General features: G+C 76.0%; 16 protein-coding genes. 7 read left to right on the top strand and 9 right to left on the bottom strand.

The genetic code is table 11. The annotated features are described in order from the left end of the window. The first annotated feature begins 153 nt into the window (after positions 1–153). The 4 genes from ACRAKJ_RS27550 (at position 154) to ACRAKJ_RS27535 (ending at position 6066) form a co-directional block, all read left to right on the top strand. On the top strand, positions 154–1089 hold the full coding sequence (locus ACRAKJ_RS27550) for a Leg1-related protein (protein WP_438925278.1): 936 nt from the start codon (positions 154–156) through the stop codon (positions 1087–1089). A 120-nt stretch (positions 1090–1209) separates the two neighbouring features. After that, entirely contained in the window at positions 1210–2076 is an 867-nt protein-coding gene (locus tag ACRAKJ_RS27545) for a methyltransferase domain-containing protein (protein WP_438925279.1), read from the top strand. A 106-nt stretch (positions 2077–2182) separates the two neighbouring features. After that, complete coding sequence (locus ACRAKJ_RS27540; RefSeq protein WP_438925280.1) at positions 2183–2749, top strand: hypothetical protein; 567 nt, start codon at positions 2183–2185, stop codon at positions 2747–2749. Between the two features lie 416 nt (positions 2750–3165). After that, complete coding sequence (locus ACRAKJ_RS27535; RefSeq protein ID WP_438925281.1) at positions 3166–6066, top strand: SpoIIE family protein phosphatase; 2901 nt, start codon at positions 3166–3168, stop codon at positions 6064–6066. Here the strand turns inward: ACRAKJ_RS27535 and ACRAKJ_RS27530 are convergent. The 5 genes from ACRAKJ_RS27530 to ACRAKJ_RS27510 all read right to left on the bottom strand — a co-directional run bounded on the left by ACRAKJ_RS27530 (position 6051) and on the right by ACRAKJ_RS27510 (position 13623). Beyond that, complete coding sequence (locus ACRAKJ_RS27530; RefSeq protein WP_438925282.1) at positions 6051–9164, bottom strand: S8 family serine peptidase; 3114 nt, start codon at positions 9162–9164, stop codon at positions 6051–6053. The genes ACRAKJ_RS27535 and ACRAKJ_RS27530 overlap by 16 nt on opposite strands. Before the next feature lie 402 nt (positions 9165–9566). Then, on the bottom strand, positions 9567–10343 hold the full coding sequence (locus tag ACRAKJ_RS27525; protein ID WP_438925283.1) for an ABC transporter permease: 777 nt from the start codon (positions 10341–10343) through the stop codon (positions 9567–9569). Beyond that, positions 10340–11119: an ATP-binding cassette domain-containing protein gene (locus tag ACRAKJ_RS27520; protein WP_438925284.1), complete on the bottom strand. Its 780-nt coding sequence runs from the start codon at positions 11117–11119 to the stop codon at positions 10340–10342. The genes ACRAKJ_RS27525 and ACRAKJ_RS27520 overlap by 4 nt, the downstream gene beginning before the upstream one ends. Before the next feature lie 341 nt (positions 11120–11460). After that, positions 11461–13137 (bottom strand): RNase J family beta-CASP ribonuclease, encoded by a 1677-nt coding sequence (locus tag ACRAKJ_RS27515; RefSeq protein WP_438925285.1) that lies wholly within the window; start codon positions 13135–13137, stop codon positions 11461–11463. Between the two features lie 63 nt (positions 13138–13200). Continuing rightward, positions 13201–13623: a MerR family transcriptional regulator gene (locus tag ACRAKJ_RS27510; protein WP_438925286.1), complete on the bottom strand. Its 423-nt coding sequence runs from the start codon at positions 13621–13623 to the stop codon at positions 13201–13203. A gap of 104 nt (positions 13624–13727) precedes the next feature. On the opposite strand from ACRAKJ_RS27510, the gene ACRAKJ_RS27505 reads away from it, so the two are divergent. Then, complete coding sequence (locus tag ACRAKJ_RS27505) at positions 13728–14462, top strand: HEAT repeat domain-containing protein (RefSeq protein ID WP_438925287.1); 735 nt, start codon at positions 13728–13730, stop codon at positions 14460–14462. Then, positions 14456–15502: a MerR family transcriptional regulator gene (locus ACRAKJ_RS27500; RefSeq protein ID WP_447008719.1), complete on the top strand. Its 1047-nt coding sequence runs from the start codon at positions 14456–14458 to the stop codon at positions 15500–15502. Before ACRAKJ_RS27505 ends, ACRAKJ_RS27500 begins: the two co-directional genes overlap by 7 nt. On the opposite strand, the gene ACRAKJ_RS27495 is transcribed toward ACRAKJ_RS27500, so the two are convergent. Genes ACRAKJ_RS27495 through ACRAKJ_RS27480 form a run of 4 tightly spaced genes read right to left on the bottom strand, consistent with a single transcriptional unit; the run spans position 15471 to position 19623 of the window. Then, positions 15471–16568: a substrate-binding domain-containing protein gene (locus ACRAKJ_RS27495; protein WP_438926097.1), complete on the bottom strand. Its 1098-nt coding sequence runs from the start codon at positions 16566–16568 to the stop codon at positions 15471–15473. The two genes, ACRAKJ_RS27500 and ACRAKJ_RS27495, sit on opposite strands and share 32 nt — an antisense overlap. A 50-nt stretch (positions 16569–16618) precedes the next feature. Further along, positions 16619–17452 (bottom strand): ABC transporter permease subunit, encoded by an 834-nt coding sequence (locus tag ACRAKJ_RS27490; protein WP_438926098.1) that lies wholly within the window; start codon positions 17450–17452, stop codon positions 16619–16621. Next, positions 17449–18279: an ABC transporter permease subunit gene (locus ACRAKJ_RS27485; RefSeq protein WP_438926099.1), complete on the bottom strand. Its 831-nt coding sequence runs from the start codon at positions 18277–18279 to the stop codon at positions 17449–17451. Before ACRAKJ_RS27485 ends, ACRAKJ_RS27490 begins: the two co-directional genes overlap by 4 nt. A gap of 3 nt (positions 18280–18282) precedes the next feature. Continuing rightward, a complete protein-coding gene (locus ACRAKJ_RS27480; protein WP_438926100.1) occupies positions 18283–19623 on the bottom strand; it encodes an extracellular solute-binding protein in 1341 nt (446 codons plus the stop codon). 82 nt (positions 19624–19705) lie between these two features. Between ACRAKJ_RS27480 and ACRAKJ_RS27475 the strand changes: the two genes are divergently transcribed. Next, a complete protein-coding gene (locus ACRAKJ_RS27475; protein ID WP_438926101.1) occupies positions 19706–20761 on the top strand; it encodes a LacI family DNA-binding transcriptional regulator in 1056 nt (351 codons plus the stop codon). The last annotated feature ends 86 nt before the right edge of the window (positions 20762–20847 follow it).

The following is a 20847-nucleotide window of genomic DNA, read 5'->3' as shown; positions in this document are numbered from 1 at the left end:
GGTGAACGGGCGTACCGGAGCACCCACCCGCTGTACGCGCACCGCAGAAAGCGGGTCTCGAACGCGGGAAGGCCGGGCGCGGAGGGGTGATCGGGTGGTCGGTCGAGCGGATCTTCGTGGACACCGGCCGGCGGCGTGCGGAGAATCCCGGTCATGGCCCACCCCGAGGAGCTGGCTGCCCTGGACCTGCACCCGGTCTGGACGACGGCGGAGGAGCTGGGCGGGTCCTTCGACCCGTTCCGCTTCGAGCAGCGGATGGCCGCCTACCGGCTGATGATCCGCAGCACCAACGCGACGGGCGGGTTCGGCGCGGACAACCGGCGCAACCCGTTGTGGGGCCTGGTGTTCCAGCACCAGTGGCAGTTCCGCACCGGCCGGCTCGGCGTCCGCACGCGGGAGGACGGGCTGATCGACCCGGACTCGCCGTGGGGCTACGGCAACTACGCGCTCAGCGCCGTCCCGTGGCTGGGCGCCGTGGCCGCCGGGGTGGTGCCCCCGCTGCCGGTCGCCGACCCGCCGACCCGCTCCCGGTTCCGGTACGCGGTGGGCGGGGTCCCGCCGGAGGAGCTGGTCGACGCGGTGGCCGACTGGCGCGCCTACTTCACCCTGGTGAGCCGGTCCGCCGAGCAGGAACCCGCGCGCCGCGCCCTGTGGAAGGCGCACAAGACGTGCCTGGACGTGGTGGTCCGCGCGCTCGCCGACGTCGACACCGCGCCGTGGCCGGAGCTGGAGGTCGACTTCCTGCGCGGCTGGTGCCGGATGGTCGACTACCTGTGGGCGGCGGCGTGGCCGACGGACTTCGACTTCATGACCGAGCACGGCCTCGACGTGCTGCCCGAGTCACTGCTCAGCACGCCCGCCGACCTGGCCGCGCTGCCGCCGAAGGTGCACGGCAACGTCGTCAACGTGCTCAAGCTGGCCACCACCCCGAAGTGGCGCTACGCGCTGAACCTGGCCCTGTGGAAGCGCGTCATGCGCACCCCCGAAGCCCGCGCCCGCGTCCTCCCCCTGCTCGACGCGGTGTTCAACCCGAGCCCGGCCAACACCGCCGAGCGCCGCGCCCTCCTCGGCCACCTGCTGCGCCCCTGACGCCGGCGGGCCGTGCACGGCCCCGCGTTGCTTCCCCGGGGTGACTTCCGCCCACGGGGGTCGAACCAGTCGCTACCGTGGGGCGAGCCGCAACGCGAACCGCGCCGAGGAGGCCGACCGATGACGGCGACCGGTGATGGCACGACCCCGCCCACCCCCGAGGAGATCGGGGCCGGCTACGACCGGTTCACCGACCTGTACGGCATCGTCATCGGTGACGTCGGCCTGCACATCGGCCAGTGGTCCGAGCCCGGTGCGCGCGAACCCGCCTCGACCCTCGCCGACCTGGCCAACCGGGCGCAGGAGCGGCAGACCGAGCACCACATCAGGACCCTCGGCCTGCGCGCGGGCGAGCACCTGCTGGACATCGGCTGCGGCACCGGGATGCCCGCCGTCCGGGTGGCCCAGCGCACCGGGGGGCGCGTCACCGGCATCAACGTCAGCCGCGAGCACCTCGCCAGGGCCGGGGAGACGGCCAGGGCCGAGGGCGTCGCCGACCGCGTCTCGTTCCGCTACGGCGACGCCATGGCGCTCGACTTCCCCGACGGGTCGTTCGACGCCGCCCTGTCGATCGACGTCCACGCCCACCTGTCCGACCGCCAGGAGGCGTTCCGCGAGGCGTTCCGCGTGCTCAGGCCCGGCGGGCACTTCCTGATGAGCGAGTTCACCGTCCGGGGCACCCCGGACGAGGCGGGGATGGCGGCGTACCGGGAGGTCTGGCGCTCCATGCCCCCGACCACCCCCGCCGAGACCGTCGCCCGGGCGGCCGACGCCGGGTTCGAGTTGGTGAAGGTCGAGGACATGACGCAGAACTGCGCGTTCAGCGGCGAGCTGATGAGCCTGCTCTACACCGACCGGCGCGCCGAGGTCGTCGAGCGCTACGGCCCGGAGCTGGCCGAGCAGATGGACACCACCATGCCGCTGCTGCGCGCCTTCGTCCGCGACCACCTCGGCTCCTACCTCTTCCTCTTCCGCAAACCCGCCTGATCGCGGGCTCGCCGCAGTCCTGCGGGAGCGGCGGCGGCGAGGTGCAGGACCCTGTGACGGTGCGCGACCGGCCACGCGACCGGTCGGCCGGACCAGGGGTGGGAACATGCCGTTCTTCACGGACAAGCAGGGACGCGTCAGGCCGATCACGCCCAAGAAGGGCAACGGGGGCGCGGTGGTCGCCGGGGTCGCCGTGCTGGGGATCGTCGCCGGCGGCGGGGGAGCGACCTCGGTGGGCCTCGGCACGGCGGGGACGGCGTCCGAGGTGGGCGTGGGGTCGGTGCGGCTGGGCGGGTCGTCGGGGCAGCTGCGGGCGCGCAAGGACGAGGGGCGGAGGGCGGCGCGGCGCGGCGAGTTCGAGGGCGCCTGGCAGCGGATGGGGCTGCGGCAGGGCAAGCGGGTAGCCAGGCAGCAGGCCGAGTGCGTCACGGCCTCGTTCGGGCAGGTCCGGGACCTCGTGGACGTCCACGGCAGCGGCGACATCACCCCGCTGGGCGGGGAACTGCTGGGACTGGGCGGGATCACCTTCACCGGGCTGCGCTACGGCAGCGACATCGACGTCGGCGGGGCGGGCGTCACCGTCGCCGAGGCCGAGAACGCCCCCGGCGGGCAGTTCGACCACGACACCCTCGACGCCATCGCCGAGGTCGCCTCCTACCTGCCCCGCACCTGACCGGGCGCACTCCACCGCCGGCGGCGGCTCGCCCGAGGATGTCCGTTGTGGACAGCCGATCCCGGGCGGTGCCCACCCGGACGGGCCGCGGCGGGAGCAGTTGGCGATGCCGGCCGGGTGAACGTCCCTTACCGCTCCCGGCTGGAGCAGGGCGGTCGCCGTCGCCACGACGCTGCTCGGACCCGCCGAAAGGGTGCGGAACCCGACCTCGGTGGCCGTGCGCGGGCGCACCGCGCGCGTCCTCGGCGCCGCCACCGGCCCGGACCTGGTGCCGGCCACCCCGGGGTGACGGGTTTGAACCGCCCCCGGGAGGGGTAACGCGTGCTGGTGTTGACGAGGTGTGCCCCCCGCGCGCGACGCGGTTCCGCCCTGCCCCGGTCGGGCGCGGTCCGGCTGCCGTGCGCCGGTCGCCCCCGGTGACCGCGCGGGACGTCGGGCGCGGCGCCGACCTGACCGGCCTCGTCGACGACATGGGCGTCGTCGTCTGGGAGGCCGACGTGCCCTCCCGGCGCTTCACGTTCGTCTCCCGGTACGCCGAGGTGCTGCTCGGCCGCCCGGTGGACGAGTGGCTGGACGACGTGGGCACCCTGGTCCGCTGGGTCCACCCCGGTGACCGCGCCGAGGTGCTGCGCGCGTGGCGCACCGGCGCGGAGAAGGACTACGTCGAGCTGGAGTTCCGGGCCACCGCCGCGGACGGGCGCGTGCTGTGGCTGCGGTGCCGCGCGCAGGTGGCGCACGACGACGCCGGCGTCCCCGTGCGCGCCCGGGGGATGCTGGCCGACGTCACCCGGCGGAGGGTGGCCGAGCAGCAGGACCGCTTCCTCGCGGCGCTGGAGCGGCGGTTGCAGGGGGTCGACGACGCCGAGCAGGTCATGGCCGTCGTCACCCGGCTGCTGCGGGAGCACCTGGAGGCCGACCGGTGCGCCTACGCGCGGGTGGAGGCCGACGAGGACCACTTCGTGATGAGCGGCGACCACGCCACCGGCCTGCCGTCGCTGCGGGGCAGGTTCGCGATGTCGGCGTTCGGCGAGGGAGCGCTGCGGGCGATGCGGGCGGGGCGGCCGTGGATCGTGGCGGACGCGACCCTGGACCCGCGCCTGTCCGGTGACGACCGCGTCGCCTACGAGCGCACGGGCATCCGCGCCGTCGTGTCGGTGCCGCTGCTGCGCGGCGGCCGGTTCGTCGCCGGCCTGGCCGTGCACCAGGCGTCGGTCCGCCACTGGACGCCGGGGGAGGTCGAGCTGATCTCCGCGGTGGCCGGCCGGAGCTGGGAGTCGCTCCAGCGGGTGCACGCCGACCGGGCGCTGCGCGAGAGCGAGCAGCGGCACCGGCTGCTGGTCGAGCGGGCCACCGACGCCATCTGGGTCCTCGACCGCGACCTGCGGTTCGTCGAGGTGAACCCGGCGGCGTGCGCGGTGCTGGGCCGCTCGGCCGAGGAGCTGATCGGCACGCGGGCCACCGACCTCGTGGTGTCCGGCCGGACCGCCGGGGTGGGCGTGCCGGACGGCGACCCGGCCGCCGGGCACGTGGTGACCGAGGTGTGGCGGGTGCGGCGCGCGGACGGGGCGGTGATCGCCCTGGAGCTGGGCATGCGGACCACCCCGACCGGGGTGCAGGCCATCGGGCGCGACGTCACCGAGCGGCAGCGCGCCGAGGCCGAGCGCGAACTGCTGCTGCGGCGCGAGCACGAGATCGCCGAGGCGCTCCAGCGCAGCCTGCTGCCCCGCGAGCTGCCCGCGCTGGACCGGCTGGCGACCGCGGCCCGCTACCTGCCCGCGTCGACGTACGCGCAGATCGGCGGCGACTGGTACGACGTGCTGGAGCTGGACGGGACCTCGGTGGCGCTGTGCGTCGGCGACGTCGTGGGCAAGGGGCCGGCCGCCGCCGCCGTGATGGGGCAGCTGCGCACCGCCCTGGCCGGCTACCTGCTCGACGGGCACTCCCCGGCGGCGGCGCTGGAGCGCCTGGACGTGTTCGCCCGGCGGGTCAACGGCGCGACCGGCAGCACCTGCGCGTGCCTGACCTTCGACCACGCCACCGGGGTGCTGCGGTGGGCGCTGGCGGGCCACCCGCCGCCCCTGGTCGCGGACGCGGGCTCCGCGCGGTACCTGACCGGCGGGGGAGGGCCGGTGCTGGGCGTGCCGGGCCGCCCGCCCTACCCCGAGCAGGACTGCGAGCTGCCCGAGGGCGCGACGGTCGTGCTCTACACGGACGGGCTGGTCGAGCGCCGCGACGTCCCGTTCGACGAGGGCCTGGACCGGCTGCTCGCAGTCGTCCGCGACTCCGCCGCCGCGCCGCCCGCCGAACTGGCCGACATCGTGGCGGACACCCTGCTCGCGGACGGCCGGCACGACGACGTGGCGCTCGTCGTCACCCGCCACCTGCCGCGACCGCTGCGCTCCACGCTGCCCGCGCTACCGCCCTCGCTGACCGTCATGCGCCGCGAGGTCACCGCCTGGGCCGCCGCGGCGGGGCTGTCCGCGGACGCGCTCGACGACCTCCAGCTGGCCCTGGGCGAAGCGGCGGCCAACGTCGTGGACCACGCCTACGCGGACGGGACCGGCGACCTGGAGTACGAGCTGGCCACCACCGCCACCGGCGTGCACGTCACCGTGCGCGACCACGGCCGGTGGCGGCCCCCGCCCGCCGACCCGGGCCACCGCGGCCGGGGCGTGCGGATCATCCGGACGCTGACCGAGCAGGTCGTGTTCGACCGCCGCGAGGACGGCACCACCGTCGACTTCCACCTCACCCCGCAGCCGGACATCCCGCAGGCCGGCACCCCGCACACCGGCACCCCGGCCCGACCCGCCCCGACCTCGCCGCCGGCCTCGACCTCGCCGGCCGCAGCCCCGCCGGCCGAAGCCCCGCCGGTCGTGACCCTGCCGGTCGTGACCCTGCCTGCCGCAACCCGACCAGCCGCGCCGACCGCGTCCCCGTCGACGGCGGACGGGGACGTCGGCCTGGTGGACGACTCGACCGACGGGGCCACGCGCCTGCGGCTGACCGGCGAACTGGACACCGGCACGGTGGACGGGCTCCGCGAGGCCCTGCTGTTCCGCGTGGGCGGCGGCGACCACCGCCCCGTGGAGCTGGACCTCACCGACCTGCGCTACCTCAGCAGCTCGGGCGTCGCGCTGCTGCTGGACGCCGCGGCGGCGGCCGGCCGCGCCGGGCGGGCGTTCGCCCTGGTGGTGGCGGCCGGCTCCGCCCCGGCCCGCGTGCTGTCGCTGTCGGGGCTGGACGACCTGGGCACCAGGACGACGGGCCGGCCGGCCGCGGCGGCGGCCGGCGGCCCGCCTCAGCCGATCCGGTAGGCGCGCAGCACGGTCTGCCGGAAGGTGTTCCCGCGCACGTCCGCGCCCTCGACCCGCAGCGACGCGAACGCCCCCGCCGTGCCGGGGTGGCGCACCAGCGCGGTGCGCCCGAGGACCGGCACGCGGCTCCAGCTCCTCCCGTCGTCGAACGACGCCTCGACGCGCAGGTGCCGGATCGGCGCGCTCACCTGCTGCCCCACCACCAGCGGCACGGGCAGCAGCCGGCCCGGGGGCGCGGCGCCGTCGCGGTCCAGCCGGGGCGCGAACCGGACGGTGGTCAGCGGCAGCTCCCGGTCGCCCGCGGCGGAGCCGAACGTCCAGCTCCCGCTCACCTCGGTGGAGAAGTCCGACACGCCCGCCTCGCGCACCGCCCCGGTCTCCAGCCGGTACGCGGCCCGGCCGGCGGGCACGTCGAACGCGCCGCTGCCCGGCGCGGCGGTCTCGCCGACGAGCGCGCCGTCGCGGAACAGCGCCGTGCGCGCCGACGCGGTGCGCGACGTGCCCGCGTTGCCGGCCCCGTCGGTGAACAGCGGCAGGTCCAGCGCGATCCGGTCGCCCGCGCGGCGCAGGGCCGGTGACCCCCGGTCGGGCGCCGCCGGGCCGAACACCGGGACGTTCACGCTCTCCCGGTACACCCGGCCGGGCCGGTAGGTGCGGGTCGGGCTGGTGAACCGCGCCTCCGTGGTGCCCGACCGCCACTGCTCGGCGTGCCAGGTCCACCGGACGTCCTCGGTCGTCACGCGGTCGACGAACCCGCCGGACGGCCCGGAGCCCTGCGACCACGTGTACCCCCGGATGCCCGCCGCCTCGGACTCGCCGCCGTGCACCGCGGTCCGGCCCTCCGGGACCGGGCCGGACGACGTGCGGACCTCGGCCAGCTCGGACCTCGCGGGCGCGCGTTCCAACCCGGTGAACGACCTCCCGGTCGAGCCCCAGGCGAACCGGTAGCGGACCTTCGGGTCGGCACCCGGGTCGCCCTCGAACTCGGCGGCGACCTTGGCGGCGAACCGGTCGGCGGGCACCTCCGGCCCGGCGTGCCCGACCGCGAACCGGTCGTCGAAGCCGCCGAACAGCACCGCGATGCCCCAGCCGGTGGTCACGTCCCCGTGGTACCGCCTGGCCGTGATGACCGAGAGCATCCCCCGGGCGGCCGGGTCGGGCGCGGTGACCCGCACCGGTCCCGCCGTCCGGGCGTCCGCGGTCACCACCGCGTCCGCGGTGACCCGCAGCTCCGGCCGGTAGACGAGGGCGATGCCGCCACCGCCGGTGTCGACGACCCCGACCGCGAAGTAGTCGCCCCGGGGCAGCCGGGTGACGCCGCCGGGGACGTACCGCTCCGTGCCGGTGGTGACGTCGAACAGGCGCGTGCCCGCCTGCTGGGCGGGCTGCCCGTCGCGGCCCAGGTGCCGGAAGTCGACGTCGTAGCTCTCGACCTCGCGGCCGACCACCACGGGGGTGCGCAGCGCCGCGCCGCCCGTCGCCGTCGCGACGACCACACCGGCGTGGTCGCCGTCGCGGGAACCCACGCGGGTGTCCGCGGTGACGGTCACCGCGGCCTGACCGCCCGCGGGCACGACGACCTCGGCGGGTGAGGCGGTGAGCAGGCCCGCCGGGGCGGGTGCCCCGTCCGGTCCGGTCAGCTCCGCGCCGACGCGCAGGGTCACCGGCGCGGTCCCGGCGTTGCGGTAGAGCAGCTCCTTCGCGACCGGGGTGTCGTCGTGGTGCGGCCACGGCTGCGTGCCGAACGCGAGGCCGGCGGGCTCGGAGGTGACGACCTGGTCGACGGCGGCGGCCACGTCCAGGCGTCCCGCACCCTGGTCGTACGGGCCCAGCGCGGGGTTGGGCCGCGCCGAGGACGTCAGCGCCGCCTTGAGCCGCGCGCCGGTCCAGTCGGGGTGCCGCTGGGCGAGCAGGGCCGCCGCGCCCGCGACGTGCGGGGTGGCCATGGAGGTGCCGGACAGTGCCACGTGGTGCGCGTCGACGGGCGTGCCCGCGGTGCCCTTCGACGCCCTGGCCGCCACGATGCCCACGCCGGGCGCGGTGAGGTCGGGTTTGACCGCGCCGTCGCCGAGGCGGGGGCCCCGGCTGGAGAACGGCGCGAGGCCGTCCTGCCGGTCCACCGCGCCCACGGTCAGCGCGGCGTCGGCGCTGCCCGGCGAACCGATCGTGCCGGGGCGGCCCGCGTTGCCCGCGGCGACGACGAACAGCGTGCCGGTCTCGGCCGACAGGCGGTCGATCGCCGCCTCCAGGGGGTCGGTGCCGGGGGTGTCGGTGCCGCCGAGGCTGAGGTTGACGACGTCCGCGCCCTGCTCGACCGCCCAGTGCAGGCCCGCCAGGACCGCCGACTCGGAGCAGCTGGTCGTGGCGCACACCTTGCCGTCCAGCAGCCGCGCCCCGGGCGCGACGCCCCGGTAGCGCGGGCCCGTGCCGGCGATGGTGGAGGCGACGTGGGTGCCGTGGCCGACCGTGTCGGTGGCGTCCCCGCCGCCGGTGAGGTCGGCCTCGGCCACCTCCCGCCCCGCCAGCCCGGGGTGCCCGGCGTCGACGCCGGTGTCCAGCACGGCGACCAGGACGCCCTCACCGGTGAGCCCGGCCTCCCAGGCGGCGGGCGCGCCGACCTGAGCGGTGCTGCGGTCCAGGGCGAGCTGCCGCGTCCCGTCCAGCCAGACCTTCTCCACCGCCGGGTCGGCCATCAGCGCGCGGAACGCCGTCGCCGCCCCCGCCTTGGGCGCGTGCCCGGCGACGGCGCCCGCCGCGGGCAGGTCCCGGGCCGAGCGCAGGTCGCGGGCGGCCCGCAGGTCCCCGGACCGGGCACCGGTGACCAGCAGCGGCACGGAGTCGCGGCTCGCGTCGTCGTACCCCGTCCCGGCCAGGCCGGTCACGTCGAACAGCCGCCGGTCCAGCCTGCCCTCGTCCAGCGGCCGCAACGCGTCCGACGGGACGACGTGCTCGTGCCCGCCGTCCAGGAAGTGGTGGAAGTACACGTCTTCGCGGCCGGGCCCGGGGCGCATCGACACGACGCGACCGCCGTCGAGCGAGACCCGGTCCCCGGTCACCAGCGTGACGTCGACGTTCCCGGTGGGCGCCACCGCCGTCACGGCGGACACCACCGCGGGGGGCGCCGCCGGTGTCGCGGACGCCGGTGGCGCGCCGCTCGCGGCCACCAACCCCACCACTGCCGCAACACCCGTGCGGCGCAAGAGTTTCGTGCTCGGCACAGACACCTCCGGTCCGGTCGCGCGACAAGGCGCCACACCCGTGTCGGCCGGCGGACCGGACGTCGCGGAGCCCCGAACCCCTTCGACGCTAGTGACCCGCGCGGCGCGCGGAAGGGTGCCGGTGGACGATCGCGCCCGGACGAACAGGCCAACCCGCCGGTCGCGCCCGGACAGCCTCACCCGATCGGCCACCGCAGCCCGGGTGGCCGGACGACCCCGCCCCGGGCACCGGCAGGCCAGCCACCGGTGCCGCGGTCGTCCTCACGCCCGCCGCGGTCGGCCTCAGGAGGTCTTCCGCCGGTAGGCGGCCGTGGCGAAGGCGTAGGCGACGACGAGGGTGCCGACGCACCAGGCGAGGGCGACCCAGAGGTCGGTCCCGACCGGCTGCTGCGCGAACAGGGCCCGGAGGGAGTTGACGATGGACGTCACCGGCTGGTGCTCGGCGAAGGCCCGCACCGGACCGGGCATGGTCTCGGTGGGCACGAAGGCCGAGCTGAGGAACGGCAGGAACACGAGCGGGTAGGAGAACGCGCTCGCGCCGTCCACGGACTTCGCGGTGAGGCCGGGGATGACGGCCAGCCACGTCAGCGCCAGGGTGAACAGGAACAGGATGCCCGCGACCGCGAGCCACGCCCCTGGTCCCGCGCCCGAGCGGAAGCCCATGAGGAGGGCGACGAGCACGACGACCACGAGCGAGGCCAAGGTGGCCACCAGTGAGGTCACCACGTGCGCCCACAGCACGGCCGACCGCGCGATCGGCATGGACCGGAACCGCTCGAAGATCCCGCCCTTCAGGTCCAGGAAGAGGCGGAACGCGGTGTAGGAGATGCCCGAGGCGACCGTGATGAGCAGGATGCCGGGCAGCAGGTACCCCACGTAGAAGTCCGAGCCGGAGCCCGGACCCGTGTCGATCGCGCCGCCGAAGACGTAGACGAACATCAGCATCATCGCGATCGGCACGACCGCGGTGGTGATGATGGTGTCCGGGCTGCGGGCGACGTGGCGCAGCGACCGTCCCAGCAGGACCGAGGTGTCGCCGGCGAAGTGCTTGGTCGTCATCGTTCCCGCCCCTTGTCCCCGACGAGCGCGAGGAAGACGTCTTCCAGCGTCGGCTGCTTCTCGACGTACTCGACCTCGGCGGGCGGGAGCAGCTCCTTCAGCTCGGCGAGGGTGCCGTCCACGACGATCCGGCCCTCGTGGAGGATCGCGATCCGGTCGGCGAGCTGCTCGGCCTCGTCCAGGTACTGCGTGGTGAGCAGCACCGTGGTGCCCCCGGCGGTCAGCTCCTCGACGGCCCGCCACACCTCGATGCGCCCCTGCGGGTCGAGCCCGGTGGTGGGCTCGTCGAGGAAGACGACCGGCGGGTTCCCGACGAGGCTCATCGCGAGGTCGAGCCGGCGGCGCATGCCGCCGGAGTACGTCGCCACCCGCCGCCCGCCCGCGTCGGTGAGCGAGAAGCGGCCGAGCAGCTCGTCCGCGATCGCGCCGGGGTCCCCGAGGTGCCGCAGCCGGGCGACCAGGACGAGGTTCTCCCGCCCGGTGAGGATGTCGTCGACGGCGGCGAACTGCCCGGTGAGGCTGATGGACTCCCGCACGTCCCCGCCCCGCGCGGTGACGTCGAAGCCGTTGACGACGGCGGTCCCGGCGTCGGGCGCGAGCAGCGTGGACAGGATCTTCACGACCGTGGTCTTGCCCGCGCCGTTCGAGCCGAGCAGGGCGAAGACGCTGCCCCGCGCCACGTCGAGGTCCACCCCGCGCAGGACCGCCAGGTCCCCGTAGGACTTCTCCAGGCCCCGCACGCGGATCGCGGGCCCGGTGGTCGGCGGTGCCGTCACGGTCGGGCACCCCCGCCCGATCCGGCGGGGGCCGCCGTAGCCCGGTGGCCCCCCGGAAGCCGCCGCGTGCGCGCCTCGCACGCCCGCCGGTGCCGTTCGTCGCCGATCGCCCTCGGCGTCGGGTCTGCTGTCCGCACCCTCGTCCACCCCTTCGTCGCTGCCCGTCCGTCGAGGTGTCGCCCTCGAACCGGTCACGGCGCAACGATCGCCGGCGGCGCTGACACGGCGCAGCCACGGCGCTGACACCGGGGTCGGCCCGGGGTGGGCGGGCCGACCGCGTCCCCGGTCCGCCCGCCGCGGGGACGCGGGTGGGACCGGGGGAGTCGGGGACGGGCGGGGCCTTACGCCTCGATCACCACCGGGATGACCACGGGGCGCCGGCGGTGGGTCCGGTGCGCCCAGTACTGGACCTCCCGGCCGACCAGCCGCTCCAGCTCCTCGAAGTCGGTGACCCCGCGCTCGCTCGCGCCGGCGAGGGCCTTCTCGATGGCGGGGACGGCGGGGGCGAAGGTCGAGGCGTCGTGCTCGAAGCCGTGGGCGATGAAGTCCGGCGGCTCGGCCAGCCGGCGGGTGTCGAGGTCGACGATCGCCACGACGGTGATGACGCCCTCCTCGCCGAGGGTGCGGCGCTGGGCCAGCGACGCCTCGGTGACGCCGCCCACGGTCTGCCCGTCCACGTAGACGTTGTGGATCTCGACCTTGCCGGTGACCTGGACGCGCCCGTCCTGGAGGTCGATGACGTGCCCGTTGGCGGCGATCGGCACCCGGTCGCGGTGCACGCCGGTCCGGACGGCCAGCTCGGCGTTGGCCCGCAGGTGGCGCGCCTCGCCGTGCACGGGCAGCACGTTGGCCGGCTGCACGATGTTGTAGCAGTAGACCAGCTCGCCGGCGCTGGCGTGGCCGGAGACGTGCACCTTGGCGTTGCCCTTGTGCACCACGTTCGCGCCGCGGTCGATCAGGCCGTTGATGACCCGGTAGATGGCGTTCTCGTTGCCGGGGATCAGCGAGCTGGCCAGCAGGACGGTGTCGCCCTCCTCGACCTGGATGGAGTGGTCGCCACCGGCCATCCGGGACAGCGCCGCCATGGGCTCGCCCTGGGAGCCGGTGCAGACCAGCGTCACCTGGTGGGGCTTGAGCCGGTCCATCCGCTTGATGTCCACGACCAGGCCGTCGGGCACCTTGAGGTAGCCCAGCTCGGTGGCCACGGCCATGTTGCGGACCATGGAGCGGCCGACGAAGGCGACCTTGCGGCCGTGCGCGTGGGCGGCGTCGAGGACCTGCTGGATGCGGTGCACGTGGCTGGCGAAGCTGGAGACGATCACCCGGCGCGGCGTGGTGCGGAACACCTCGTCGATGGCGGGCGCGAGGTCGCGCTCGGCGGTGGTGAAGCCGGGCACGTCGGCGTTGGTGGAGTCGACCAGGAACAGGTCGACGCCCTCCTCGCCCAGGCGGGCGAACGCGCGCAGGTCGGTGATCCGCCCGTCGAGCGGGAACTGGTCCATCTTGAAGTCGCCGGTGTGCAGCACGAGCCCGGCGGAGGTGCGGATCGCGACCGCCAGGCTGTCCGGGATGGAGTGGTTGACCGCCAGGAACTCCAGGTCGAACGGCCCGCGCACCAGCCGCCGGCCCTCGGCCACCTCGACCGCGACCGGTGTGATGCGGTGCTCGACCAGCTTGGCCGTCAGCAGGGCCAGGGTCAGGCGGGAGCCGACGACGGGGATGTCGGGGCGTTCGCGCAGCAGGTAGGGCACCCCGCCGATGTGGTCCTCGTGGCCGTGGGTGAGCACGACCGCGACGACGTCGGACAGGCGGTCGCGGATCCAGGTCCAGTCGGGGAGGATGACGTCCACGCCGGGCTGGTGCTCCTCGGGGAACAGCACCCCGCAGTCCACGATCAGCAGCTTGCCCTCGTGTTCGAACACGGTCATGTTGCGGCCGATCTCGCCGAGCCCTCCCAGGGCGACGATCCGCAGGGCCTCGGGGGCGAGCGGCGGCGGCGGGGTGGAAATTCGAGCCATGGTCACACCCTCACGTTACGTCAGAGTGTGGTCGGGCCGTGAGGCACCCGGTCGTTCGGGTGCTCAGCCGGTGGGCAGGTGCGCACGCAGGGTGGCGGCGAAGTCCTCGGCGATGCGCAGCTGGGCGCGCAGCTCGTCGCAGCGCTCCTCGGCCGCGGTGTGGAACTGCGCCAGCCGGTCGAGGTCCTTGTCCCGCTCGGGGGCGTCGGGGGTGGCCAGTCCGTCGAGGATGGTGAGCAGCTCGCGCATCTCCTCCAGGTGGAACCCCAGCGGCTTCATGCGCTTGATCACCTGGAGGCGGTCGACGTCGGGTTCGGCGTAGAGGCGGAACCCGCCCTGGCTCCGGGCGCTGGGGACGACGAGACCGACCTCCTCGTAGTAGCGGATGGTGCGCAGCGACAGGCCGGTCCGCTCGGCCACCTCGCCGATCTGCATCTTCCCGCCCACGTAGTCCCTTCCGACGCCGAACCCCGGTGATTCCACCATTGTGGCACCAGGTGCGGCGGGGGCCGTGCGTCCGCCCGACCGGCGCGGGGGTGGCCACGGGCTTGACCTTGACACGGTGACAAGGTGTCCACTGGGCGCAGGAGGTGGTCCCGATCAACACGACAAGCGGAACCCCGCGGCACACCCGGGTGGCCGGCGCCCTGCGCGCCGAGGACCCGTCGACCAGGCTCCGGGCGGCCCTGGCGGCCGGCTCGGACCCCGACCCCGGCCTGCTGGAGGTGCTCGTCGAGCGGTGCGCGGTCGAGCCGGACTTCTTCGTGCGGGACATGCTGTCCTGGGCGCTGACCCGCCTCCCGCCGGACGTCACCCTGCCCCGGGTCCGCGAGGAGCTCCGCTCCGGGCGTCCCCGGGCCCGCGGCCAGGCGCTGCACACGCTCTCCAAGGTCGGCGACCGGCGCGCGTGGGCCTGGATCACCCGCGACCTGCTGCGCGACGCCGACGACGAGGTCGCGCGCACGGCGTGGCGTACGGCGGTCGCGCTCGTGCCCGAGGACGGGAAGGAGGCCCTGGCCGGTGAGCTGGTCGCGCAGCTCGGCCGCGGCGACCGCACCGTGCGGCTGAGCCTGAGCCGGGCCCTCGTCGACCTCGGCGACGTGGTCGAACCCGCCCTGGAGGAGGCGGCGGCGGACCCCGACCCGGAGCGGGCCGAGCACGCCCGCGCCACCGCGTTCCTCCTGCGCGACCCGGAGACCGGGTTCGACGCGGCCGTCGAGGAGGCGAGGCGGGTCGTCGCGCTCGGTCCCGAGCGGGCCGCCGCCGTCGCCCGGTCCGCGGGGGCCGCGGGGGCGGTGGGGTCCGTGGGGTCTGCGGGGTGCTGATCGGGGACGTGTCCCGCCACTCGGGGGTGAGCACCCGGATGCTCCGGCACTACGACGCCCTCGGCCTGGTGCGCCCGACCGGCCGCACCGTCGGCGGCTACCGCGAGTACTCCGCCGAGGACGTCCGCAGGATCTTCCACGTGGAGGCCCTGCGGTCCCTCGGGCTCTCGCTCAAGCAGATCGGGCGCGCCCTGGAGGACCCGGCCTTCACGCCGTCCGCCGTGGTCGGCGACCTCATCCGGTGGACGGAGGACCGCCTGGAGCGGGACCGGGAGCTGCTCGACCGGCTCCGCGCGATCGACGCGTCGGCGCCCGCCGGGTGGCAGGGCGTGCTGCGCATCGTCGAGCTCGTGCAGGGGCTCGGCTCGGCCAGCGCCGCGCGCAGGCAGCAGGCCGTCCTGACCCGGCCGGAGGGCGCGCCCGCCCCCGCCGAGCTGCTGGCCGGGGCGGTCCTGGCCGAAACCGACCCCCACGTCGCGGGCGCCCTGCGCTGGGCCCTCGCCCGGTCGGGTGGCGACGGCACGGCGACGCTGGCCGCCGGCGCGCGCTCGGCGGACGTCGACGTCCGGCGGCGCGCGGTGCTCGCGATCGCCGCGGCGCCCGGTGCCCCCGCCGCGTCCGCGGTGCTCGCGGACGCGCTCGGCGACCCCGACGCGACGGTGCGCGGGCACGCCGCCCTGGCGCTGGGCGGGCGCGGCGCGACCGCGGCCGTGCCGGTGCTCGTCGACATGGTGGTCGAGGGCACCCGCGACGTCGACGCGGCGGAGGTCCTGGGGACGCTGTCCCGGGACCCGGCGTGCGCGGACCGGGTCCTGGCCGCGCTGGTCGACGAACTGGCCGCGCACACCGCGGACCCCGCCGTCCGCATCCGCCTGACGCAGGCGCTGGTCGAGCTGCCGGGGACGGCGGCGCGGGACGTCCTGCGCCGGCTGGCCCGCGACGACGACCGCGCCGTCGCCCTCGTCGCCTCGGCCTTCCTCGGCGTCCCCGGCGCGTCGCGGACCGGGCTCAACCCCGGTGGGGAACCCCCGGACGGGTGAACGGGCCGATCGTGCCGGGGCGCGGCGGCGCGGTGCTCCCGCGGCGGACGAGTTCGGTGGGCAGGACGACCCGGTGGTGCGCCGGCAGCTCGTGGCGGGAGATCCGGATCGCGGTCCTGGTGGCCTCGGCGGCCATGTCGCCCAGCGGTTGGCGGATCGTGGTGAGGCCCGGCGTGGCCCACTGCGCGGGCGGCAGGTCGTCGAACCCGACCACGCTCAGGTCGTCGGGCACGCGCAGGCCCAGGTCGTGCGCGGCCTGGTACGCGCCCAGCGCCTGCGCGTCGTTGCAGGCGAACACGGCGGTCGGCGGATCGGGCAGGCGGAGCAGGTCGTGGGTGTGCCGGCGGCCGTCCACGACCTGGTAGCCGCCCTCGCGGACCAGCGCGTGGTCCAGCGCCACGCCCGCGGCGTCGAGGGCCTCGTGGTAGCCGGTCAGGCGCTCCCGGCCGGACAGCACGCCGAGCGGCCCGGTGATCACCGCGATCCGCCGGTGCCCCAGCTCCAGCAGGTGCCGGGTGGCGGTCAGGCCGCCCTCCCGGTTGGCCGCGCGGACCACCGGCACCCCCGCGCCGGGCTCGGTGAGCGGGTCCACCAGGACGACGGGGATGAAGCGGCTCGCGAGCTGGGCGCGCTGCTCGTCGGTCGGCCCGCACAGCACCGCGACGACCCCCTGGGAGCGGTGGGACAGGACCGTCTCGATCCACGTGCCGTCGGGCACGTGCCGCCCGCCGGGCTCCGACACGACCACGGCCGCGCGGTGGGCGTCGGCGGTGCGCGCGGTGCCCCGGATGACCTCCATCGCGTACGGGCCGGTGAGCTCGTGCATCACCAGCTCCACCAGCGGTGCGGTGACGAACCTGGTCCGGGGCTGGTACCCGTGGGCCAGCATGATCTCCTCGATCACCGCACGGGTGCGCGCCGCGACGTCGGCGCGCCCGTTGAACACCTTCGACACCGTGGTGGTGGACACCCCGGCCAGTTCGGCGACCTGCGCGATGGTGATGGTGCGCGCGGGCGCCGGGGGCGGCCGGTCTCGGCCGGCGGGGGAGTGGCCGGGATCGGCCATGGGCGTTCTCCTTCGATCTCGTCGGACGGCTCATCGGGGCCCCGCGGCCGTCAGCGCACCGAGGCCCACCCGAGCAGGGCGTCGGCGAACCGGCGGCGCAGCAGGACGAGCGGCACGACCACCGGGGCGGTGATCAGCAGCGCGCCCGCGCACAGCAGCGGCACGTCGGTGCCCCAGCGGTCCTGGAACGCGCTGAGCGCGCCCGCCGCCGTCCGCCGCAGCGGGTCGTCGACCAGGACCAGGGCGAGCAGCAGGTGGTTCCACGTCCACACCGCCAGCAGCAGCGCCAGCGACCGCAGCGCGTCCCCGGACAGCGGCAGGTGCACGCGCCGGAACACCGCCCACGGGCCGGCGCCGTCCACGCGTGCGCAGTCGGACAGCTCCGCGGGCGCCGACGCGAAGCAGGCCCGCATCCACACGACCCCGAACGGCAGGTGCACCGCGATCAGCGGCAGCGCCAGCCCGGTGGTGGTGCCGAGCAGCCCCAGGTCGCGGACCTGCTGGTACAGCGGCACGACGAGCGCCTCCCGCGGCAGCACCAGCCCGAGCACGAACAGGCCGAGCACCGCGCGGGCGCCGGGGAACGGGAGCCGCGCCAGCCCGTACCCGGCCGCGGTGGACAGCACCAGCACCGCGGGCACCACGGCGAGCACGACCACCAGCCCCGACAGCAGCGCCCGGTCCACCCGCGCCGTCCGGAACGCCAGGGCGAAGTTCGACCAGTGCGGGTCGTCCGGCCAGGTCAGGCCGGGGGGATAGGTGCCGGGCGGGTGCAGGGCGGTGACGAACAGCTCCGCCAGGGGCAGCACCGTCACGGCGACGAGCCCGACGCGCACCAGCACCGCCCCGCCCACCGCGCCCGCCGCCCCCACCCGACCCCTCACCGGGACCACCGCAGCACCGGGGCGACCACGGCCAGCACGAGCACCACGAGCACCACGGCCAGCGCCGACGCGAGCCCCACCTCGCGCTCGGTGAAGGCCAGGTGGAACACCTCCAGCGCCGGTACCGACGTGGCGCCGCCGGGCCCGCCCCGGGTCGTGGCGTACACGACGTCGAAGCTGGACAGCGCGGCGACCGAGGTGATCACCACGCACACGCCGACCTCCCGCCGCACGCCCGGCAGCGTCACCGCGCGGAACACCTGCCACCACCGCGCCCCGTCCAGGCGGGCGGCCTCGTACAGCGCCGGGTCCAGCCGCCGCACGCCCGCCGACAGCAGCAGCGCGCACGTCCCGAGCAGCACCCACGCCCCGATCACGCCCACGGCGGCGAGCGCGGTCGAGGAGTCGCCCAGCCACGTCCGCGCCGGCCCGGAGAGCCCGACCGCCTCCAGCGCCCGGTTCACCGCGCCGGTGGACGACAGCAGCACGCTCCACACCAGCCCCGCCGCGACCGGCGGCACGGCCTGCGGCAGCACCAGGACCAGCGACGGCCCCGGCCGCAGCGCGGCGGCCAGGGCCAGCCCGAGCAGCACCGGCCCGCCCGCGAACGCCACGACCAGCAGCAGCGCGTGCGCCAGGGGCGCGAGCAGGTCGGCGTCGGTGAGCACGGCGACGTAGTTGTCCCAGCCGACCCACGTCGACGGGCCGACGCCGTCCCACCGGTACAGCGAGTACTGGGCGGTCAGCGCCAGCGGCCGCAGCACGAACACGCCGTACACGGCGAGCGCGGGCAGCACGAACAGCCACCCGACCAGGCGGTGGGCCACGCCTCAGCCCCCGGTCTCGGCGAGGTAGTCGGTCTGCACGTGCCCGAGCAGCCCCTCGGGGGTCTGCGCGCCCTCCACGAGCCGCTGCAGCTGCGGCGTCCAGCTCCGCGCGTACGCGGAGCCGGTGGCGTTGGCGATGAAGTCCATCGCCGTGTCGTCGGCCAGCACCTCGTCGGTGGCGGCGAACGTGGCGGCGGTGACCGAACCCGGCTCGACCGGCAGCGAGGCGTCGGCCGGCCCCAGGGGACGTGCGCCGCCCACGCGCACGACGAGGTCCCGGGCGGCCGGGTCCGACGCGGCCCAGTCCAGGAACACCGCCGCGCAGTCCGGGTGCGCGGCCCGCGCCGGTATCCCGAACGACGGCGGTCCGGCCATCGCCGCGCGCGGCGCCCCCGCGCTCAGCGGCGGCGTCAGGAAGAACCCGACGCGGCCGGGCATGCGGCGGTCGAGCGCGGCGGACTCCCAGTCGCCGTTGACCATGAACAGCGCCCGGCCGGAGGTGAACCGGTCCACCATGCGGGCGTAGTCGGTGGCGTTGAGGTCCGGGTCGAAGTAGCCGGCGGCGATCCAGCGCGCCAGGTGCCGCGCGGCCTCGACGTTCGGCAGGGTGTCGATCCTCGCGCCGGGCCGCTGGAACGTCCAGTCGTCGATGGCCCTCGTCGAGCCGTAGGCGCCCATCAGGCTCTGGAGCGGGAACGTCAGCCCGCCCGTCGCGCCGCCGTTGAAACCCGCCAGCGGTGTGACGCCCGCGCGCTTCGCGCGGGCGAGCGCGTCGTCCAGCTCGGCCAGCGTGGTCGGCTCGCGCACGCCGATCCGCTCCGCCAGGTCCCTGTTGTAGAAGAACCCCGTCACGCTGGTGGACAGCCCCGTCGCGTACAGCGGCCCCTCGCCGCGCGGCCCGCCGCCCGGCGCGACGCGCAGCGGGCGCGTCTGCGACACCGGCCTGCTGTCCCACCCGAACCGGCGGGCGTAGCCGTCGAGGCTGCGCAGCAACCCGGCGCCCGCGACGTCGGACACCTGCGGCAGGCGCATCAGGTCCGGCGGGTCGTCGGCCAGCACGCGCGGCGCGTTGCGGGTGAGGACGTCGAACTGCTCCTCCCGGACGTCCCACGTGACGTGGGGGTGCTGCCGGGTGAACTCGTCGGCCAGCGCCCGGGCCAGCGGGAAACCGGTCTCGAAGCGGGCGCGCAACGTCACCGGTCCCGGCCCGCACGAGGGGTCCGCCGCCACGGCCGCGGTGTCCGCCCCGGGCGGGGCGTCGGCACCGGGCGCGGAGCAGCCGACCCCGCACAGGGTCAACGCGACTGCGGTCGCCAGGGCGCGGCGGAGGGCCGAGCGCTGCATCGCGTTCTCCTCACTCTTGTGTGCTAAATCGTGTTAGCGTCGCGCAGCCATGGCGCGACGACGGTCGGGGGGTGGTCCTGCGGTGGGGCGGAGACGGGTGACGCTGGCCGACGTCGCGGCGGCGAGCGGCGTGTCCAGCACGACCGCGTCGCTCATCCTCAGCGGGCGGGCGCGCGAGCTGCGCATCTCGGAGGAGGCCGAGCGCCGGGTGCGGGCGAACGCGCAGGAGCTGGGCTACCGGCGCAACACCCTCTCGGTGGGCCTGCGCACCGGCCGCACGCAGACGATCGGCTTCGTGTCCGACACCGTCGCCTCGTCCGGCCTCGCCGGCAACATGATCAAGGGCGCGGTGGACGCCGCGTACCGGCGCGGGTTCATGCTCTTCGTCGGCGAGTCCGGCGGCGACCCGGCGGTCGAGCGGGCGCTGGTCGAGGCCATGCACGACCGCCGCGTGGACGGCATCGTCTTCGCCGCCATGTACACCAGGTCGGTCGCCGTGCCGGAGGGCCTGCACGACGGGCCCGCCGTGCTGCTCAACGCCGTGCCCGCGACCCGCTCGTCGATCCCCTCGGTGCTGCCCGACGAGGTGCGGGCGGGGCGGTCGGCCGCACGGGCGCTCCTCGACGCGGGCCACCGGTCGGGCATCCACCTGATCGGCGCCGGGCCGGACCCGGAGGACATCCCGCCCAACAGCGTCGCCGCGGTGGAGCGGCTCCTCGGCCTGCGCGGCGAGTTCCGGGCGGCGGGCGTCGAGCCGGCCGGCGCGCACCGCTGTCCGAAGTGGATGCCGGAGGACGGCTACGACACCACCCGCGAGATCCTGCGGGACCACCGCCCCGAGGCGCTGGTGTGCTTCAACGACCGCCTGGCGTTCGGCGCCTACCAGGCGTTGGCCGAGGCCGGCCTGTCCGTGCCGGACGACGTCTCGGTGATCGGGTTCGACGACCATCCCATCGCCTCCTGGATGCGACCGCGGCTGACGACCGTCGCCCTGCCGCACCACGAGTTGGGCGCGCGTGCGGTCGAGGTGCTGCTGGACCTGTTCGAACGGCGGCGGCGCGGGGGGAAGGCGCCGACCGTCCACCGGGTGCCGATGCCGTTGCGCGGTGGTTCGTCGGTGCGCGCGGCGGCCCCCTGAGGGGGGCGCGTCAGCCCGGTGGCCTGCCGCCGGGCGCGGTCGGGGCACCCGTCGACGTGGTGGTCACCGACTGCGGCGTCAGTTCC

The sequence above is a fragment of the Saccharothrix sp. DSM 118769 genome, assembly GCF_052936295.1.
This window is presented reverse-complemented; position numbering and strand designations above follow the sequence as displayed.